Annotated in this window: 22 protein-coding genes; 12 read left to right on the top strand and 10 right to left on the bottom strand. The window is 67.7% G+C overall.

All coding sequences use genetic code 11. From position 1 onward, the window contains the following. Window positions 1-39 precede the first annotated feature (39 nt). Complete coding sequence (locus ACWFRF_RS08760) at window positions 40-660, bottom strand: maleylpyruvate isomerase family mycothiol-dependent enzyme (RefSeq protein WP_452449379.1); 621 nt, start codon at window positions 658-660, stop codon at window positions 40-42. A gap of 70 nt (window positions 661-730) precedes the next feature. Between ACWFRF_RS08760 and ACWFRF_RS08765 the strand changes: the two genes are divergently transcribed. Beyond that, entirely contained in the window at window positions 731-1,636 is a 906-nt protein-coding gene (locus ACWFRF_RS08765) for a MerR family transcriptional regulator (RefSeq protein WP_452449381.1), read from the top strand. A gap of 49 nt (window positions 1,637-1,685) precedes the next feature. Here ACWFRF_RS08765 and ACWFRF_RS08770 read toward each other — a convergent pair whose 3' ends face one another. Further along, window positions 1,686-2,198 carry a L,D-transpeptidase gene (locus ACWFRF_RS08770; RefSeq protein WP_378988419.1) on the bottom strand — a complete coding sequence of 171 codons (513 nt, stop codon included), beginning with the start codon at window positions 2,196-2,198 and terminating at the stop codon, window positions 1,686-1,688. A gap of 144 nt (window positions 2,199-2,342) precedes the next feature. Next, on the bottom strand, window positions 2,343-3,536 hold the full coding sequence (locus ACWFRF_RS08775) for an FAD-dependent monooxygenase (RefSeq protein ID WP_452449383.1): 1,194 nt from the start codon (window positions 3,534-3,536) through the stop codon (window positions 2,343-2,345). Window positions 3,537-3,618: 82 nt separating this feature from the next. Between ACWFRF_RS08775 and ACWFRF_RS08780 the strand changes: the two genes are divergently transcribed. The 3 genes from ACWFRF_RS08780 to ACWFRF_RS08790 all read left to right on the top strand — a co-directional run bounded on the left by ACWFRF_RS08780 (window position 3,619) and on the right by ACWFRF_RS08790 (window position 5,920). Further along, the gene (locus ACWFRF_RS08780) at window positions 3,619-4,323 is read left to right on the top strand and encodes a TetR family transcriptional regulator (RefSeq protein WP_378988415.1); all 705 of its coding nucleotides are present in this window, start codon (window positions 3,619-3,621) and stop codon (window positions 4,321-4,323) included. 268 nt (window positions 4,324-4,591) lie between these two features. Next, on the top strand, window positions 4,592-4,975 hold the full coding sequence (locus ACWFRF_RS08785; protein ID WP_378988477.1) for a PaaI family thioesterase: 384 nt from the start codon (window positions 4,592-4,594) through the stop codon (window positions 4,973-4,975). A gap of 117 nt (window positions 4,976-5,092) precedes the next feature. After that, on the top strand, window positions 5,093-5,920 hold the full coding sequence (locus ACWFRF_RS08790; protein WP_452449385.1) for an SDR family NAD(P)-dependent oxidoreductase: 828 nt from the start codon (window positions 5,093-5,095) through the stop codon (window positions 5,918-5,920). Between the two features lie 31 nt (window positions 5,921-5,951). Here the strand turns inward: ACWFRF_RS08790 and ACWFRF_RS08795 are convergent, their stop codons facing one another. Beyond that, a complete protein-coding gene (locus ACWFRF_RS08795) occupies window positions 5,952-6,524 on the bottom strand; it encodes an exonuclease domain-containing protein (RefSeq protein ID WP_452449387.1) in 573 nt (190 codons plus the stop codon). A gap of 246 nt (window positions 6,525-6,770) precedes the next feature. Between ACWFRF_RS08795 and ACWFRF_RS08800 the strand changes: the two genes are divergently transcribed. The 6 genes from ACWFRF_RS08800 to ACWFRF_RS08825 all read left to right on the top strand — a co-directional run bounded on the left by ACWFRF_RS08800 (window position 6,771) and on the right by ACWFRF_RS08825 (window position 11,284). Next, a complete protein-coding gene (locus ACWFRF_RS08800) occupies window positions 6,771-7,073 on the top strand; it encodes an urease subunit gamma (protein WP_101467224.1) in 303 nt (100 codons plus the stop codon). A 9-nt stretch (window positions 7,074-7,082) separates the two neighbouring features. After that, window positions 7,083-7,394 (top strand): urease subunit beta, encoded by a 312-nt coding sequence (locus ACWFRF_RS08805; RefSeq protein WP_378988409.1) that lies wholly within the window; start codon window positions 7,083-7,085, stop codon window positions 7,392-7,394. A gap of 57 nt (window positions 7,395-7,451) precedes the next feature. Then, on the top strand, window positions 7,452-9,173 hold the full coding sequence (locus ACWFRF_RS08810) for an urease subunit alpha (RefSeq protein WP_452449390.1): 1,722 nt from the start codon (window positions 7,452-7,454) through the stop codon (window positions 9,171-9,173). A gap of 143 nt (window positions 9,174-9,316) precedes the next feature. Then, window positions 9,317-9,862, top strand: coding sequence for a YbaB/EbfC family nucleoid-associated protein (locus ACWFRF_RS08815; RefSeq protein WP_378988405.1), 546 nt, complete (start codon window positions 9,317-9,319; stop codon window positions 9,860-9,862). Between the two features lie 109 nt (window positions 9,863-9,971). Next, complete coding sequence (locus ACWFRF_RS08820; protein WP_379315523.1) at window positions 9,972-10,301, top strand: type VII secretion target; 330 nt, start codon at window positions 9,972-9,974, stop codon at window positions 10,299-10,301. A gap of 2 nt (window positions 10,302-10,303) precedes the next feature. Beyond that, complete coding sequence (locus ACWFRF_RS08825) at window positions 10,304-11,284, top strand: hypothetical protein (protein WP_378988401.1); 981 nt, start codon at window positions 10,304-10,306, stop codon at window positions 11,282-11,284. A gap of 58 nt (window positions 11,285-11,342) precedes the next feature. On the opposite strand, the gene ACWFRF_RS08830 is transcribed toward ACWFRF_RS08825, so the two are convergent. Beyond that, entirely contained in the window at window positions 11,343-11,879 is a 537-nt protein-coding gene (locus ACWFRF_RS08830) for a hypothetical protein (RefSeq protein WP_452449392.1), read from the bottom strand. A 107-nt stretch (window positions 11,880-11,986) separates the two neighbouring features. Between ACWFRF_RS08830 and ACWFRF_RS08835 the strand changes: the two genes are divergently transcribed. Beyond that, entirely contained in the window at window positions 11,987-12,658 is a 672-nt protein-coding gene (locus ACWFRF_RS08835; protein ID WP_378656229.1) for an O-methyltransferase, read from the top strand. 107 nt (window positions 12,659-12,765) lie between these two features. Further along, on the top strand, window positions 12,766-13,695 hold the full coding sequence (locus ACWFRF_RS08840) for a LysR family transcriptional regulator (protein WP_449965697.1): 930 nt from the start codon (window positions 12,766-12,768) through the stop codon (window positions 13,693-13,695). Between the two features lie 9 nt (window positions 13,696-13,704). On the opposite strand, the gene ACWFRF_RS08845 is transcribed toward ACWFRF_RS08840, so the two are convergent. The 5 genes from ACWFRF_RS08845 to ACWFRF_RS08865 are packed head-to-tail and all read right to left on the bottom strand — an operon-like array spanning window position 13,705 to window position 18,837. Continuing rightward, a complete protein-coding gene (locus ACWFRF_RS08845; RefSeq protein WP_452449395.1) occupies window positions 13,705-14,517 on the bottom strand; it encodes a carbohydrate ABC transporter permease in 813 nt (270 codons plus the stop codon). Next, window positions 14,507-15,454, bottom strand: coding sequence for a carbohydrate ABC transporter permease (locus ACWFRF_RS08850; RefSeq protein WP_378988395.1), 948 nt, complete (start codon window positions 15,452-15,454; stop codon window positions 14,507-14,509). The genes ACWFRF_RS08845 and ACWFRF_RS08850 overlap by 11 nt, the downstream gene beginning before the upstream one ends. Continuing rightward, window positions 15,455-16,312, bottom strand: a complete 858-nt coding sequence (locus tag ACWFRF_RS08855; RefSeq protein WP_387443143.1) for a metallophosphoesterase — start codon at window positions 16,310-16,312, stop codon at window positions 15,455-15,457. It lies immediately after the preceding gene. Further along, window positions 16,309-17,679, bottom strand: a complete 1,371-nt coding sequence (locus ACWFRF_RS08860) for an ABC transporter substrate-binding protein (protein ID WP_452449397.1) — start codon at window positions 17,677-17,679, stop codon at window positions 16,309-16,311. The genes ACWFRF_RS08855 and ACWFRF_RS08860 overlap by 4 nt, the downstream gene beginning before the upstream one ends. A 36-nt stretch (window positions 17,680-17,715) precedes the next feature. Continuing rightward, on the bottom strand, window positions 17,716-18,837 hold the full coding sequence (locus tag ACWFRF_RS08865) for an ABC transporter ATP-binding protein (RefSeq protein WP_379315599.1): 1,122 nt from the start codon (window positions 18,835-18,837) through the stop codon (window positions 17,716-17,718). Window positions 18,838-18,846 lie beyond the last annotated feature (9 nt).

The raw sequence follows: 18,846 nt of genomic DNA on the forward strand, positions 1-18,846 counted from the left end.
GTGAAATCTGTCGGGGATTCCGGAGTTGCGCGTCGGCGGTTACCGCCGGTCGACTCGTTCATCGGGGGAGGTGCGGCCGGTGACCACCATCAGTAGTTCTGCCGCCGTGCCGGTGATCGGTGCGCCGTTGCCCGCGGTCCAGGAGCTGTCGGTGGCTCGCAACGAGTATCCGGCCAGCCGATTCTGCGCGTGGAAAGGTGCGCCCATCGTCCATACCCGGTCCAGTGCGAGTTGCGCTGCCGTAGGTGGCATCACCCGGTCGATGCCGAGCGGGACGGCGATGTCCTGCCCGTGCACCAGCAGATCCATCAGCCGATCGATCGGTGTGGTGCCGATCGGGATGGCCCTGGAGTCGATCGTGGCGCGCAGTTCGGCGAGCAATTCGGCGGTCGGTGTCCGGTCGGCGTGCCGGACAGCGGTGTCATGGATGAGGCGGTCGGTGTTGCCGCGCGCGCGGATCAGGTTCACCAGCAAGGCCGCGACCGTGACGCGGGTGGCCAGCACCAGGTGCGCCACAACGTCCCGAATCCGCCACCCCTCGCACAGGGACGCGGTGTCCCACGCCGATGCGGGCAGGCCGCGCAGCAATTCGACCAGGGTGGTGCGTTCGTCGGCCACGGCCTGCCAGATCGTGTCGTTCCTCGTGTCCGGTCGGGTCATCGTCGGTTCTCCTTCGCGTCGGCGTCCTCGGTACCGTAGGAGTTCCACCGAGGTGGAGGTGCCAGCGAAAGTGACTCACATCACATATCTGACGATCGGCGAGCTCGCCACCAGGACCGGCGTCGCGGTGCGAACGGTCCGGTACTACTGCGACGCGGGCCTGCTGGACGCGGCGCGCACCCCCACCGGCCACCGAGTGTTCGAACCCGGCGCGGTCGACCGGCTGGTGCTGCTACGCCGGCTGCGCTCCTTCGGCATCGGACTGGCGGCGATCGAGGACGTGCTCGACGGCACTCGCTCGCTCGCCGAGGTGATCGCGGCCGAACGCGTCGCCGTCGACGACGAACTCGACGCGTTGAATCGTCGTCGGGCGCTCCTGCGCGCCATCGAATCGGCCGCTCCCGACCGGCATGACGAACGCCTGAATCTGCTTGCCGCCGTGGTCGATCCGCGAGCGGCCCACGATGTCCTTGTCACGTTCTGGCGCCGCCAACTCACCCCGCTACCGGCCGCGGCCATCGACGGTTTCCTGAGCATGAACGTCCCCGAACTGGCACCCGGCGCCCACCCCGAACACCTCCTCGCCTACGCGGAACTGATTGCCGTGGCCTCGAATCCGGATATCGCCACCGCCGTGTACGACACCATCCGGCACCGCAGCACCCCCGGCATCCGCGACGAACGGCGCCTCCTGTTCGACGTAGCCGATGCCTGCGTCGCGGTCGCGCCCCTCGTCACCGCGGGCCACCCACCCCACTCCGGCCCTGAACTGGACCATTACGTCGCGATCCACGCCACCGCCCGCGACCGCCACGACACCCCGTCGTTCCGCCGCCAACTCCTCGTCGACGCCGCGGGCGCAGACCACCGAGTCCGCCGATACTGGCACCTCACAACAACTCTCACCGGCGAAACCGCCACCTCCGGCACCACCCAACTCTGGCTCTTCGACGCCCTGACCACGTCGGTGACGTGACAAGGGGAGGCCGGCGACTGACCGGCCTCCCCTTGTCACGACGCAGAACTCAGGGAACGACTTCGACGATGTCGCCCGGTTCCAGCCACTCGTAATGCGCCTTGGCGCCTTCCGGGGTGAGGCGGATGCAGCCGTGGGACTGCTCCTCGGTGGGTCCGATGTGGTAGGCGATGTCACCGTTGAAGAAGACCGCGTACTCCATGGGGGCGTTGTGCAGCGTGCTCCAGTGGAACGGCTTCTTGAAGGCCACCTTGAAGACTCCGGGCGGCGTTTCGTAACCGGGGCGGCCGTGTGACATCGGGCTCGGCCCGAAGGTGACCTTGCCGTTGTCCATCAACCACGCGTTGTTGGTCGACAACTGCAGGCACGCACGGGCTTTCTCGCTGCACGGAGCCACCACGGGCTCCGGCGGCGGGGCGGGAATGATGGCGGGCACGCCGGGCACATCGGGCCCGCCGGGCCACAGTGGTTCGGCCTGAACAGGTGCTGTGACCGCGGCCCCGACCGCCGCCGCGCACATCACCGCCTGCACGGCCCATCGGGGAATACGACTACTACTCACGAAATCTTGCCTCTCTCGCCGCGCCCACCCCTGGTCGTCGTACGCCCAGAACATGAGCTTTCACCATCGACACAAGCCTCGGAAAACATAGAGGTACAGCGATCATGGAGTATTGCGATCGTGTTGAGCAAGCCCAGGGCCGGGCTACCGGCGCGTCACGCGCCGCAGCGGATCGGCCGGGGCCGCCGCGGGAGGGTCCGCCCGGAACACACGGGCGGCCAACGGTGGCAACACCATCAGCCGGGTGAGCTGGTTGCGCAGCCAGATCCGGGTGTTCGTGGCGGGGACGAGCATGGCGCTGCCGGGGCCGACCGAGCGCTGGCGAGCACGGACGATCGGGCGGAAGGCGTGTTCGTAGCGAGCGAAGGCAGCGGTGTGGCCGTCGCTCTCGGCGAGGGCGGTGGCGAGAAGATGCGCGCCTTCGATGGCGAGGGCGGCGCCCGAACCCGAGAACGCGGTGGCGCAGTAGGCGGCATCGCCGACCAAGCCGACGCGGCCGTGCGACCAGGTCGGCATCCGGATCTGTGTCATCGCGTCGAGATAGAACGTCGGATCGGCGGTGGCGGCGTCGAGCAGAGTGGGGATTTCCCAGCCGGCGGTGGCGAATTGCTCGCGCAACAGCTCGATCTGTGATTCCCGGTCGCGCGGGAAGTCGAACTCGCGCGAGGTGCGGAACGCGAAGAACGCTTGCGCGTCTCGGTGATTGCCGGATCGATACACCCCGGCGACGCGGCCCGCCGTATTGTGCAGCGTCACCTCTCGCCGCGCGCCGAAGCTCACATCCACCGTGGCGGTCGCGAAGCCGATGCCGAGCGGGTGCGCCGCCTCGGCCTCGCTCAGCACCGCGAGATTGCGCACGCGCGAATGCAATCCGTCGGCGCCGACGACCAGGTCGAATTCCGCGCTGGTGCCACCGGCGAAACTCACCTGGACCGTGTCGCCGTCCTGGGCGATGGTGTCGACGGTGTCGCCGAAGCGGTAGTCGACATCGTGCGCGGTGGCGTCGTAGAGAACGCGGGCGAGGTCGCCGCGCATCACCTCGATATCGCCGGGCTCGTCGAAGGTGCTGGTCGGCATACCGGCGACTCGTCGTCCCTCGGCATCGACGAAGGTGAGCGCCCGGATATCGGTGGCGAGGTCGCGCAACGCGGGCAGCACCCCCATGGATTCGGCGATACCGACCGCGGCGCCGCGCAGATCGACGCCGTTGCCGCCCGCGCGCAGCGCCGGAGCCTGTTCGACGACGGTGGGACGGAACCCCTGGCGGGCGAGCCAGTAGGCGAGAGTGGGCCCGGCGATGCTGGCGCCGGAGATGAGAATGCGGGGATTGGTCGACATGACGACTCCTCAGTGACTGACCGTTGGTCAGTTCTCACCGTAGGCTCCTGACCGATGGTCAGTCAAGGGATAGAATGCGCCGATGAGTGATGACGCAGCGGTCGGCACCAGGGAGCGCATTCTTGCCGTCGCGATGGATCTGTTCAGCGCCCACGGTTACCACCGCACGACGGTGCGGGCGATCGCCGACCAGCTCGACATCTCCAAGGCTGGTGTCCTCTACCACTTTCCGAGCAAGTACGACATTCTCGCCGGACTGGCCGAGCCGCTGCTCGTCGCCCTCGCCGCCGCCTTGGCCGCGGCGGCCGACCCCGATCCGCGGGTCGCCCGCAGGCAGGCGCTCGAAGGCATTCTCGAGGTCTACATCGAGCATCGATATCTGCTGCGCCTCAACGTCAACGATCTCGCGCTCGCCGCGTCGGGCAGCATCTTCGAACGGTTCCGCGACTTGGTATTGGCCGCGAATGTGCTGGTAGCGGGACCGAATCCGACGCTGTCCGATCGCGTGCGCGCCGTGCAGGCATTGGGCGTGCTCAGCGACCCGGTGGTGTTGTTCGCGGACGAATCGCCGACGGCTCTGCGTGCGGAAGTGCTGGCCGGGGTAGATCTGCTGTACCCCGACGACATGAATGCTGCTGCGGTGCACCGTGGTAGGCCCGCACTGCTCGACGAAGCGGGAGTAGCCGCGGCGCGCAGGATGAGCCGGGTCGAGCACCGCAGCGCCGCGGAGATCGCCGCCACGCTCGGCGTCTCGCGAGCAACCGTGTATCGGTATCTCAAAGACTAATTATGAGACGAATTATGAGACATTAATGAGACAAATCCGCGAGCACTTGACGACTTAGGTAAGCCTGACCTACTCTGATCTCGGCGTATGGATGAGCCGGTGGTCCCGAGGGCTGCGGTCGACTCCGCCATCCTGCCGCGGCGGGCTCCGTTTTCGAGACGGAGCCCGCCGCTACGTCTTACCGGCTGTTGAGCGCCGTTTCGGATGGTGTAAACCGGACGGTATGAGCGAAACGCCCCTGTCCCTGGCCGATGTCACCCCCGAGTTGATGACCAAGGCCAGCGAAGGCACCTTCACCGACCTCATCGGCCTGCGCTACACCGAGGTCACCCCCGACCGGGTTCGCGGTGAATGGCAGGTGCGTCCCGAACTGCATCAGCCCGCGGGTATCCAGAACGGTGGCGTCTACTGCACCATCATCGAAACTCTCGCGAGTGTCGGCGGCGGCGTCTGGTTCGGCGAGCGTGGTTCGGTCGTCGGCGTCAACAACAACACCGACTTCCTGCGTGCGGTCCGCGAGGGCGTCCTCACCGGCGAGGCCACCCCCATCCACCGTGGCCGCAGCCAGCAGCTCTGGGTCGTCGTCATCACCGACGCGGAAGGCCGCACCGTCGCCCGCGGCCAGGTCCGCCTCCAGAACCTCGCCGCCTAGCGGTCCGGAGCCCCCGGCCGTGCCGGGTTCGGCGTCGTTCCGGTCTGAACCTGTGAGTTCAACTTTCTGTACGATCCCGGTGGCATCCGCGTACCGGGATCGATAACATCGGTCCTTGTGAAGCACGTTGTAGTCGCGGGCGGGACAGACGGGTTGGGGCGAGCGGTCGCACTGGACCGACTCGCCAAGGGCGATGCCGTCGTGGTGATCGGGCGCGATCCCGCGAAGGGCGCGGACCTCCTCGCCGCGGCGGCGGCCATCGGCGCGGACCGACGTGCGCATTTCGTGCGGGCGGACCTGAGCTCGATCGCCGAGACGCGCACCGCGATCGAGTCCGTGCGCGCCCACTTCACCCGACTCGATGCCCTCGTGCTGTGCGCGCGGCACTATCGCTCCGAGCGGCTGGTCACGGTGGAGGGGTTCGAATACACCTTCGCCTTGTTCTACCTGAGTCGCTTCGTGCTGAGCTACGAACTGATCGATCTGTTCGACTCCGCGGTCGACCCGGTCGTCTTGAACGTGGCGGGGCCAGGCAGCGGGACCGAGGAGATCCGCTGGGACGATTGGGGTTTCGAGCGTGATTACCACGGGTTGCGTGCCCTGTCCCAGGGTGGACAGCTCAACGATCTACTGGGTATCGAGTTCGCGCGCCGATCGTCCTCGACGCGCGTGCGCTATGTCCTGCTGCACCCCGGTGTGGTCGATACCGGCCTGTCGGGCGACTACGACGCGGAGATGGCAGTGAGGATCGAGGCGATGCGCGCGACAGCGCAATCGATCGATCAAGCGATCGGTCCGATTCTGGGCGTCCTGGATGAACCGCCGACGGAGCCACTGGTCGCGATCGTGCAGGGCGCACGGCTCGACACCGCGGGGCCTGCCTTCGACTCCGCGGCGGCTATCAAGCTTTTCGGCGAAACGGTGAGAGTGCTGGCTCGGCTGTGATCCGCGAGTTCCGGAGGCTGTAGCCCTCGGATCAGTCGAGGGTGGTGACCCGCCAACCGCCGCGGCCGAGTACCTCGACGACCAGCGCGCTGATGTTCCACGCGTCGTCGTCACCGCGGTGATGGGTGCCTTCGAGGGGGATGTCGGCGATCCGGAGCGCGTGGTCCATGCCGGGGCGTCGTCGCAGGTCGTAGGACTCGGCGAAGACTTGTTTGGCGTTGGTGTGCTCGGGGCCGAAGGGGTAGTCGACGCCGGTGGCCGCGCACTGGGCGCGGAACTGTTTGCGGTCGTAATCGCCCCAACTCGCCCACGGCCGCTCGCCTGCCGCGAACTCGTCGGCCAGCCGGCGGCACGCCTCACCGAACTCGACACCCTTGTCGACCTGCTGCTGGGTGAGGGTGGTGAGCTCGGTACAGAAATCGCTCACCGTGGACCTGGTCGGGCGCACGATGATGTCGTGCTTGCTCACCCTGGTCCGGGTGGCGAGATCGACCACCGTGATCCCGATCTCGATGATCTCGTTGACCTGTCCGGCGGGCGGGTCGCCCGCCCAGCAGGTGGCTTCCACGTCGACCACGTTGAGCAGGCCGGTCCACTCGTTCATGGGTGTGACGGTACGGGCGCGTCGTGGTGTGCTCCAGTGATATTCGTGGCGCGGCGATCCGCGGCACAGGCGCACCCGCCGCTCGGCCGGTGAGTTGGCTGTTCCCTGGCCGATCCCGGACCCATCGTTAACATCTCGTTAATCGCCTCGGGGTCGTCCCCGGTCGCGCTCGGCGGCGGTCGCCGCGCAGCCGGGCGGCGTGCCAGAATGTCGCTCACCGACCACGACCCGCCGAGGAGAGAACGTATGCGCCTGTCGCCGCACGAGCAGGAACGGCTGCTGCTGAGCTATGCGGCCGAGCTGGCGCGCCGCAGGCAGGCGCGGGGGTTGAAGCTGAACCATCCGGAGTCGATCGCGTTGATCACCGATCACGTGCTCGAGGGAGCACGGGACGGGCGGACCGTGGCGGAACTGATGTCGTCGGGGCGATCGGTGCTCACCCGCGAGGATGTGATGGAGGGGGTGCCGGAGATGATTCACGACGTGCAGGTCGAGGCGACGTTTCCCGATGGCACCAAGCTCGTCACCGTGCACCACCCGATCGGATAGGCGAGACCCATGATTCCCGGCGAATACCTCTGTGCCGAGGGCACGATCGAACTGAACGCGGGCGCGGTACGCGTCGAGCTCGAGGTGGTCAATACCGGCGACCGCCCCGTTCAGGTGGGCAGCCACGTGCACTTCCCGCAGTCCAACGCCGCGCTGGAGTTCGATCGCGAAGCCGCCCACGGGCACCGGCTCGATATCCCGGCAGGCACCGCCGTTCGATTCGAACCCGGTCTGCCGCAGCGGATTTCGCTGGTTCCGCTCGGTGGTACCCGCGAGGTCTACGGCATCAGCATGAACCCGCCCGGGCACCTGGATGCCTGAGGTGACCGACAACCATCGCGCGGCAAGCCTCTCGCCGCGACGTCCGGGAGAGAGCCGATGACCGAACTGAGCCGCGCCCGCTACGCCGAACTGTTCGGGCCGACCGCCGGCGACCGTATTCGCCTGGCCGACACCGACCTGATCGTCGAGATCACCGAAGACCGCAGTGGCGGACCGGGACTCGCCGGTGAGGAAGCGGTGTTCGGCGGCGGCAAGGTGCTGCGCGAGTCGATGGGTCAGTCACGCGCGACCCGCGCCGACGGCGCCCCCGACACCGTCATCACCGGTGTCGTGATCATCGACCACTGGGGGATCATCAAGGCCGACGTGGGCATTCGCGACGGCCGGATCTGCGGTATCGGCAAGGCGGGCAACCCCGACACGATGTCGGGCGTGCACCGCGATCTCGTTGTCGGCCCGTCGACCGAGATCATCGCGGGCAACGGCCGCATTCTCACCGCGGGCGCCATCGACTGCCACGTCCACTTCATCTGCCCGCAGCTGATGGACGAGGCGCTCGGTGGCGGCATCACCACCCTCATCGGCGGCGGCACCGGCCCCGCCGAGGGTTCCAAGGCCACCACCGTGACACCGGGCTCCTGGCACCTGGCGCGGATGCTGGAATCCCTGGACCACTGGCCGATGAACATCGTGCTGCTCGGCAAGGGCAACACGGTCAGCCAGGAATCGATGTGGGAGCAATTGCGCGGCGGCGCATCGGGTTTCAAACTGCACGAGGACTGGGGCTCCACCCCGGCCGCGATCGATGCCTGCCTCACCGTCGCCGACGCGGCGGGCGCGCAGGTGGCACTGCACTCGGACACGCTGAACGAGGCCGGTTTCGTCGAGGACACCCTCGCCGCCATCGCGGGCCGCGGCATCCACGCCTACCACACCGAGGGTGCGGGTGGCGGCCACGCGCCCGACATCATCACTGTCGCTTCCCATCTCAATGTGCTGCCCAGCTCCACCAACCCCACCCGGCCGCACACCGTCAACACCCTCGACGAGCACCTCGACATGCTGATGGTGTGTCATCACCTGAGCCCGTCGATCCCCGAGGACCTGGCCTTCGCCGAATCGCGGATCCGCCCGTCCACCATCGCCGCCGAAGACCTCCTGCACGATCTGGGCGCCATCTCCATGATCGGCTCGGACTCCCAGGCGATGGGCCGGATCGGTGAAGTGGTGATGCGCACCTGGCAGACCGCGCACGTGATGAAACGCCGCCGTGGCGCCCTGCCCGGTGACGGTGCGGCCGACAACGCCCGCGTGCAGCGCTACATCGCCAAATACACGATCTGCCCGGCGGTTTCGCACGGACTCGACGACGAGATCGGCTCGATCGAGGTCGGCAAGCTCGCCGACCTGGTGCTGTGGGAACCGGCGTTCTTCGGTGTCCGGCCGCACGCGGTCCTCAAGGGCGGCATGATCGCCTGGGCCGCGATGGGCGACGCCAACGCCTCCATCCCCACCCCGCAGCCCGTGCTTCCACGCCCCATGTTCGGCGCCGCGGCCCCGGCCGCCGCGGCGACCTCCCTGCACTTCGTCTCCGAACAGGCCATCGACGACGGCCTCGCGAACCGGTTGAACGTGCGCCGAAAGCTGGTGCCGGTCAAGAACGCTCGCCGCGTCACCAAGGCCGACATGCCCCACAACGACGCCATGCCCCACATCGAAGTAGACCCCGATACCTTCACTGTCCGCATCGACGGCGAAGTCTGGGCAGAGGAACCCGCCACCGAACTCCCGATGGCCCAGCGCTACTTCCTTTTCTGACCGCCGTCTTCGCTGCGTCCGTGCCGGGCTGATGAACGCTGTCGCGGCTGTGTCCATTAGGCTCGTCGCGATCCGAGCGGGGCGGGTTTCGGCACGCCTTCCGCCACACAGCGCCGGGGACCCCGGCGGGAGGGGAACACAGCATGGACGACCTGAACAACGCCGCCGCGGACCTGTCGCGCTGGGCGGAGGACCTGGAACAGAAGGCGCAGCGCTACCAGGAGCTGCACGCCAAGATGACCGCGGTGAGCGTCACCGATACCTCGGCCGACGGCCGGATCAGCGTCACCGTGGACGCCAACGGTTCGACCACCGCGATCACCTTGGCGGCCGCCGTGCGCGGCATGGATCCCACCGCCGTGGCGGCCGAGCTCATGGCCTGCACGCATCGCGCCCAGGCGCGCCTGCGTGACCAGGTCACCGGCCTGGTCCATGACACGGTCGGCACCGACGAGGCCGGGGAGGCGATCGTCGGCCAGTACAGCGACCGGTTCCCCGACCTGGACCCGACCGCGTCGGCGCCCGTCCCGCCGTCGTCGCCGCCCGCCGCTCCGGCCGCCCCCGCCGCATCGTGGCCGGCCGCGCCCGAGGCTCCCGCCACTCGCAAACCCGACCGTGATCGGGTTGTCGCACCCGAGGAGCCGTCCGACGAGGACATGTTCTACCAGCGCAAATCCTGGTTGCAGTAGCCACCGCTACAACCCGGCACACATTCGAGGGAACCGAACGGGGCCGGGGCGCGTCCAACTAGATCGAGAGCTGCGGACTCGACCGAGTTCGCCGGAGGAGGGATTCTGCGTGACCAGTCTGGTGAATGTGAATCTGGAGGCGATCAGGTCACAGGCCTGCTCGGTGGACGGCGTGTCCGGCGGGGTCGCCAAGGCGCTCGAGGCGGCGAACTATCTCGCCCACGCCGACGACGGCTACGGCCTGCTCGTGAAGCCGTACGCGGTGAGCACCCTCAACTCGCTCCACGACGACATCACCGAGGCACTGGCGCAGCTCGACACTTTGACCGCGGAGATGCCGGGCAAACTCCGCACCGCCGCCGACACCTTCGAAACGTGTGACACCACCCGGGCGGGCGATCTCACCGGCAAGACCGCCGAGATCGAAAGGAACGTCTGACCATGGCCGACGGACCCAACGCGGCGGGCACGTTCCTCAACGAGCACACCGTCCTGCCCGGCACGGTGAGCACCTTCGACGACGGCGAAGCTCCCGAGAACGACCTGCTCCAAGACGGCGTCGACTATCGGGACACCTACTACCAGGAAAACAACTTCCTGTTCAGCAACGTGGGCCGGCCGACGGGCGGGGAGGAACCCGACGCGGGCATCATGAAGGGCACGCTCCAGGGTGACACCTGGGAGAACGGCCTCGGCCTCTACAACGCGATGACCGGCGACGGGTCGATCATGACCAAGGTCGACGCCATCTCCAAAGCGGCCGGTACCGCGGGTGATTGGGCGTCGGCGGCGACGATGTTCGGCAAGGCGATCAAGGGCACCTCCACGCTGGCGAAGTTCGACCCGTTCAACTTCCTCGGCTCGCAACTGATGAGCTGGATGCTCGAACACGTCGAACCGGTGCGCAAATCACTGGAATCGATCACCGGCAGCCCGGATATGGTCCAGGCGTATTCGGATTCGTGGAAGGCGATCGCCGAGAGTCTGACGACCACCGCGCAGGAGTGGGCGACCGCGCTCGACACCGGAATCGGTGAATGGGCAGGTGCCGCGGCCGAAGCCTACGTGGCCAAGGCGACCGAGCTGACCGGCAAGATCGCCGAGAAGGCAGCCGTCGCCGAGGTGCTGTCGGAGTGCAACGCGGCGATGAAGGGCATCGTCGAGACAGTGCGCGAGATCGTGGTCGAGATCCTGAGCAATCTCGCCGGCATGCTCGCCGAGATGACCGCGCTGCTCATCGCCTCCGCCGGAACTGCCACCCCCGCGCTCATCGCCAGGGCGCTGCTCGACATCTCGCTGGCCACGGTGACGGTCTCGCAGATGCTGGTGAAACTGGCACAGGCGCTGATCGATACGAAGATGCTGGCGCAGAGCGCGGTGAAGATCATCCAGGGCGTGACCGAGGTCGAGACCGCGAAGTAGCGGCCGAGGATGCGGGTACTGCAACCGGAAGACCCGGAGGTGCTCAGCCGGCGGTTCGTCAGGTGTCCAGGGACCTGGCGAAGTCGGCTAGGGCGCGGAAGTCGTTGTCCCGGAGTCCGATTCGCGGGTTGACGTGGTGCAGGAGCCCTGACCCGTGATGGTGGGCGGACACGTACGTCTCGTCGAGCTCACTCTGCTCGTCATCCACCCAGGCGAAAGGACGGCCGTCTGCATAGTCCACCAGCGGCCCGGTCTTCCAGTGCACTCCGTCAGGGCGCTCCTGGAGGAGGACGTCGCCGAAGTCGACGAAGGGAAGTTCCGGAAGGCCGAGAACCGGTGCGATCCACCGGTTGGCATTCGCCATCCACGTGGTGGCCCAGCACAGCTCGAAGCCGAGCCGGAGCAGAATTCCGCCGTGTTCTGGATTGAGCCAGACATGCAGGGGGCGCCGTCGCGGCGAGAGGCCCCTGTCGTCCTCATGGGCGTCGTTGCGAGGAAGTTCGAGTGTGGTGTAGCCGTCGGGACGCCGCGCCGGCTGGGCCGCGTAAGGGTTGAGCGGACCGTCCACATCGAGGAACAACAGTGGTCGGTTCACGGTTCCCCCGGGGTCTTGCTACCGTCAGGCCACGTCCAGACTACCCAACACGTCATCCCCGATGAGACACAAGAACAAAGCCGCGACTGCGGTGGCAGACTGCGTCCATGACGATCAACGATTGGGCCGATGTCGACAGTTACCTCGTCACCACGCTCGTCGGTGACGAGGGAGCGCCCGCACTCACCGCCAACGCCGACGCGGGGCTGCCCGCCATCGACGTCTCCCCGCCCCAGGGCAAGCTGCTGAACCTGTTGGCCCGCACCGCGAAAGCGCGCCGGGTACTCGAGATCGGCACCCTCGGCGGATACAGCACCGAGTGGCTGGCGCGCGCGGTCGGTGACGGCGGTCTCGTCGTCACCCTCGAATTCGAACCCCGCCACGCCAAGGTCGCGCGCGAGAACCTCGACCGCGCCGGCGTGGGGGAGCGCGTCGAGATCCTGGTGGGCGCGGCCCTCGACACCCTGCCCGGTGTCGCCGAGGATCTGACCGAACCGTTCGACCTGGTCTTCATCGACGCCGACAAGGTCAACAACTCCAACTACGTGCAGTGGGCGCTGCGCCTGACCCACCCGGGCTCGGTGATCATCGTCGACAACGTGGTGCGCGCGGGCGCGGTGGCCGACGAGCAGACCGAGGATCCCAATGCCCGAGCGAGCCGCGACCTGATCGAATTGCTCGCCGCCGAACCGAGTGTCGACGCGACCGTCATCCAGACCGTCGGCGCGAAAGGGTGGGACGGATTCGCCTACGCCGTGGTGAACGGCCCGAATTCCTGATCTTCACCGCCCGGCAATGCGCAGGGTCATTGCCGGGCGTCCGGGATTCATCGGGAGGTTGTTCGCTGCCGCTAGCGTGGGACTGTTCGACTTCAGGAGCCGCCATCATGGAATTCCGTCATCTCGTCTCGTTCATCGCGCTCGCCGAGGAACTGCATTTCGGACGGGCGGCGCAGCGCCTGCATCTGACGCAGCCGAGCCTGAGCGCTCAGTTGCAGAAGCTGGAGAAATCCCTGGAAGTGCAGCTGGTCGCGCGCAATTCACACGAGGTGCGGCTGACGCCGGCGGGCCGGGAGTTCGAGCTGCAGGCCCGCCAGATCATCGCCCAGCTCGACCGGGCCGCCCAGGCCGCGAAGGCGACCGCCGCCGGTCGCGCCGGCAGCCTGAACGTCGGCTACAACCTGCCCGCCAGCAAGCACATCCTGCCCGACGCGCTGGCCCAGCTCACCGACCGCCACCCCGGCATCTCGGTGTCGCTGTGGGAGAAGCGAACCGGGCCGCAGCTGGCCGCCCTGGCCGACGGATCCCTCGACCTGGCCATGGTCTACGGCCACCCCAGCACCGCCGATTTCCGGTATCGGCGGCTGCTGCACCGGATTCCGCTGGTGGCGGTGGTCGGCAGGCAGCACCGCTGGGCGCACCGCTCGCACGTGCCGTTCGCCGAACTGCGGGACCAGGACTGCGTGCTGTTCGCCCGTGAACAGTGTCCGGCGATGTACGACGCGATCCTGCGGTCGGCCGCGCAGACCCGGATCGCGCTGAACATCACCCAGATCGCCGACGATCCGGGCGCCACCGCCCACATCGTCTCGGTGCGCCCACTGGTCGGATTCGCCTCGCTGCCACGGGCGGTGTCGGCGGGTATGGGGTCCTCGGACACCGACCCGGTGGCGGTGAAACTGGTCGATCCGGTCCCGACGTTGGATCTGCACGTGGTGTGGCGGGCCGACGAACAGAATCCGGCGGTGGCGATGTTTCTGGATTGCCTCGCGTCCACGGCACCTGCCCTGGCCGACGACCAGGTCTTGACGGCGTGAAGTCGTCGTTCATTTCAGTCCCGACCGCACGAACGCATTGACGATGTGGCGCTGCAGCACCAGATACAGCATCAGCACCGGCAGGCAGGCCAGACCCGCCAGCGCCATCATCGGCCCCCACTGATCGCCTTCGGTGCCCATGAAACTACGCAGTCCCAGCTGCAGCACACTGTTGGACTGACGCAGCACGACCGCGGGCCAGAAGTACTCGTTCCACGCGTTGATGAACAGCAGGATGCCGAGCGCGGCGAGCGCTGGTCGCAGGTTCGGGACCACCACGGTCCACAGGATCGACCACGACGAGCGCCCGTCGATCTTCGCGGCGGCGATGAGCTCTTTCGGGAACGCCGACATGTGCTGGCGCAACAGCAGCACCGCCAGCGCCGAGCACAGCGTCGGCAGCACGACGCCGATCAGGGTGTTGATCAGGCCCAGCTGGTTGAGCAGGATGTAGTTGGGCAGCATCGTCACCTGGAACGGCACCAGCCACACCCCGACGAACGCCAGATACAGCAGCTTCTGCAGCGGGAAGGTGTAGATGGCGAACGCGTACGACGCCAGCAAGGCGATGAGCAGCTGGCCCGCCGCCGAGAGCACCGCGACGAAGAACGTGTTGGCGATCAGACCGGCGATGTCGACCTTCTGCGCCGCGTCGAGATAGTTGGCCGTCGACAGGGGCCACGGGATCGGCGACAGCGAGGTGACGTCCTCGGGTCTGCGCAGCGACGTCGCGAACAGCCAGTAGATCGGGAACACGCACACCAGCGCCGTGGCGGCGAGCAGCAGGTGGCTGCCTGCCCCGCGCAGTCGTTCAATCGTCATGGACAGCAACCTTTTCCGAGATCCAGACCAGCAGCGCGGCCACCAGACCGAAGCCGAAGAACAGCAGCACACCGGCCGCGGCGCTCAAACCGGCGTCGAAACTGTGGAAGGCGTAATCCCAGAGCAGGTAGTAGATATTGGTGGTGGCCTGCGCGGGACCGCCCTGGGTCATCGAGTCGATGAGCGGGAAAGTCAGTGTGGGACTGAGCAACACGGTTGTGAGGACGAGGAACAGCACGGTGGGCGAGAGCAGCGGCAGGGTGATCCAGCGCCGGATCTGACCGGGGGAGGCGCCGTCGACCCTGGCCGCTTCGTCGTAGTCACCGCTGATGCCGGCCAGGCCCGCCCACACCACGAGCACCGCGAAGCCGATCAGGTGCCAGGCGGTGATCGCGATGATCACGCCCTGCGCGGTCGCGGTCTCGTACACCCAGTTGCGGTCCGAACCGGTCACCTGGGCGAGGAAGCCCGTCCCCGGATGCAGCAACCAGCGCCACACCGCCGCCGCCGCGACCGGCGCGACCAGGAACGGCGCGAACACCAGTGCCTGATAGATCGTGCGCGCCCGACCGGTGACCCGTCTGCTCGCCATCGCGATCACGACCGGCAGCACCACCGTGAACGGCAACAGGCCCAGGATCAGTGTCCCGGTGCGACCGAGGGCGCCCCAGAACGCCGGAAGGTCCAGCAGCCGTTCGTAATTCGCGGTGCCCACCGGGGTCATCGGCGCGGTCGGCAGCAGGTTCCACGAGTAGGTGGACAGCTGCAGGGCCTGCACCAGCGGTTGATAGGTCCACACCACCAGCAGCACCAGTGCCGGGCTCAGATAGAGGTAGGGCGCGACGAACCGGGCCACATGGCGGCGGGTGAGGCGCCGGCGCACCGGTGTCGCCGCGACCGGCGGTACCGGCGACGCCGGCGCATCGATGACGAACATCTACCGCACCGCCGCCCGCGCGGCGACGATCGCCGCGATCTGCTCGAGCATCTCCGACTCCGGCCGGTCATAGACCTTCGGCGCCGGAGCAGCGTCGATCGCGGTGGCCAGCACTGTCGACTCCGTGACGTCGACGCGGCTGAATCCGAATCCGACGAAGCCGCGGTGCCTGCCCGCCGGTGCCATGGGGTCCACCCGGTAGGCCGTCGCGGGACCGATCCACACCGGAATCCCGGCCAGCGCCGACGCGCCGGTGAGGTGGTTGTGTCCGCACAGGATCATCCGGACATCGGTGCCCGCCACGACCTCGGCCAGCTGTTCGGCGTCCTTGAGCCGGAGGAAGTCCAGGGTGGCCAGCGGGGAACGCAGCGGCGGATGGTGCACCACCAGCACGGTGCCGTGCGGGGCGGGGGTGCGCAGCTGCTCGGCCAGCCAGGCCAGCTGCTCCGGCTCGAGCTTGCCGTCGTGCTGGAACGGTGTGGTGCTGTCCAGCACGATGATCCGCACGCCCGCGATCTCGACACTCTGGTCGTGTGGGAGATCCGGGTCCACGGTGTCGCGGCCGAGCAGTTCGATGCCGAAGGCGGTGCGTTCGTCGTGATTGCCCATCGCGTAGACGATCTCGGCGCCGAGATCGGCCGCGACGGGCTCGACCGCGGCCCGCAACCGCCGGTAGGCCTCGGGCGAACCGTTGTCGCTGAGATCACCGGAGAAGATCAGCACGTCGACGCGCTGCCCGAATTCGCGCAGCCGGTCGAGCACCGCGGTCAGATTGGCGGCGGTGTCGACCCCGTGGAGCAGTTCGCCCTCGGGCCGCAGGTGGGTGTCGGTGATCTGGACGATCGTCAGCCCGCTCATGACTTCGGCATGAGTTCGGTGCCCGCGGTGCGGGCGGCGGTGAGCGTCGACTGCGGGTCGGCGCCCTGGAACACGACGGCCTCGACGGCGTCCATCATGCCGTCGCGCATCTGCAGATAGTTGTTGCCCGGCATCGACACCCACGGCTCCATGTTCGCCAGCTGCGCGACATTCGGGCGCAGCAGCGGGTTCTGGTCGGCCCATTCCTTCAGCCCACCCGCTTCCTCGAGCAGGCCGGTCCGCAGCGGCAGGTAGCCGATGTTCTGCGCGATCTTCTTGTAGGAATCCTCGCTGGTCAGGTGCTTGATCAGTTCCCACGCGGCCCGCTGTTTCGCGGGATCGTTGGACAGGATGTGCAGGCCCGCACCGGAATTCGTCGGGACGGCGGCTTTGTTGCCGAAACCGGGCATCGGCGCCGAACGCAGGTCCCACTTGCCCTTGGACCCGGTGACGAAAACGCTTTGCAACGCGCTGGTTTCGAGCATCATGCCGATCTCGCCGCGACCGAACGCCTCGTAGCCCTGCTTCTGATTGAGCTTGGGCATGCTGCCGCTGTTCACGAGGTTCTGCGCCATCTTGGTGACCTCGACGGCGGGCGCGTCGGCGAAGGTGAGGGTGTTGCGATCCTCGGAGATCACGCGGCCGCCGTTGGAGCGCACCAGCGACTGGAAGCACCAGTCCTTGGCGGTCTTGGTCAGGCAGTCGATGTAGACCCCGCCCTTGCCGGTGCGGTCGGCGATCGCCTTCGCGGCGGTGGTGACCTCGTCCCAGGTGGTGGGCGGCTTGGCGGGATCGAGACCGGCCTCGGCGAACAGCGACGCGTTCAGATACAGGACGGGCGTGGAGAAGACGAACGGAACGCCGTAGGTGTGGCCGTCCCAGTCGTCGAGGGTGCGGGCGCGGGGCGCGTACGCGTGGCGGGCGCCGTCGAAGTTCTGCTTCACTTCCGATGCGCCGACCAGCTGGTCCAGCGGCTTGGCCTTGAGCTGGTGGATGGTGAAGTCCAGGTCGGAGAAGCCGAGCTGGGCGACGTCGGGCGGGGTGCCCGCCACCATCTGGTTCTGGATGCTGGAGACGGTGTCGGTGGCCGGGTTGGGGCTGTTGCCCTGCGGCTTCTGCGCGGTGACCTTGATATTGGGGTGCTTGGCGCCGAAGTCGGCGATCAGGGCGTTGAAGGTGTCGGTCCAGGCGCCCGCCACACCGTAGCTGTAGGACTCGAAGACGATCGAAACCTGTTGGTCGGCAGCCAGTTCGGGAATCTGCGCGGTAGTGGTGGCGTCGGTGGACCCGGTGGTGCCGAGGCCGCAACCGGTGAGGGCGAGGGCGGCGGTGAACACCACGCCCAGCGCGGGCAGTGTGCGTTTCATCGTGGTTCTATCCTTGTCATCGGGGTGGTGCCGAAATCAGGGGACGGGGATCGCGGCCGCGTCGACGGCCGGTTCCGCGGGGGAGCTGGGCGCTTGCCACGTCAGCCGCAGGCCGGTGTCGGGGTCGAACAGGTGGATGTCGGCGGGGTCGACGCGGCAGGCGATGTCCTCGCCCACCCGGACACCGGCCGGTCGCGCCGCGCGCACGCAGAGGCCGGACTCGAGGTGCACGAGTTCTTCGCTGCCGAGGTTCTCGACCATCCGTACCCGCCCGCGGACATCGGTCGAGGTGTCGTCGATCCGCAGGCGTTCCGGGCGGATTCCGGCGACGACGGCGGTGGCGTCGCCGGAATCCTCGGCAATGTCCAGGGCGGCATCGATGCCGTCGGCCATCACCGTCATATGGCCGTCGCTCGCGGTGACGACGGCGGGGAACAGGTTCATCGGCGGCGATCCGAGGAAGCCGGCGACGAAGGTCGAGCGCGGGCGGTCGTAGAGCTCCTCCGGGGTGCCGCACTGTTCGATGCGGCCCTGGTTGAGCAGCGCGATGCGCGTCGCCATCGTCATCGCCTCGACCTGATCGTGGGTGACGTAGAGGAAGGTCGCGCCGAGGCGCTGGTGCAGCGCGATCAGTTCGGCGCGGGTCGCGCTGCGCAGTTTCGCGTCGAGGTTCGACAGCGGTTCGTCCATCAGGAACGCGCCGGGATCGCGCACCATGGCGCGTGCCAGCGCGACTCGTTGCCGCTGTCCGCCGGACAGGGCGACCGGGCGGCGCTCCAGCAGCGCCGAGATCTCCAGCGTCGCCGACACCTCGGCGACCCGCTGCGCGATCTCCGCCCGTGGCCTGCGCCGGGCCCGCAACGGGAACCCGATATTGCGCGCCACCGAAAGATGCGGATACAGCGCGTAGCTCTGGAACACCATCGCCAGATCCCGCCGCTGTGGCGCCGCGTCCGTCACGTCGACGTCGCCCACCAGAATCCGCCCCGCGCTCGGCTCCTCCAGCCCCGCGATCATCCGCAACAACGTGGACTTGCCGCAGCCACTGGGCCCCAGCAACACCATGAACTCACCATCGGCGATGTCGAGACTCACCTCGCGCACCGCGTACTCGGCATCGAACTTCTTCGACACCGCTTCGATCTGCAGTCGTGCCATGGGCCCAGT

The organism is Nocardia sp. NPDC055165 (assembly GCF_053606985.1).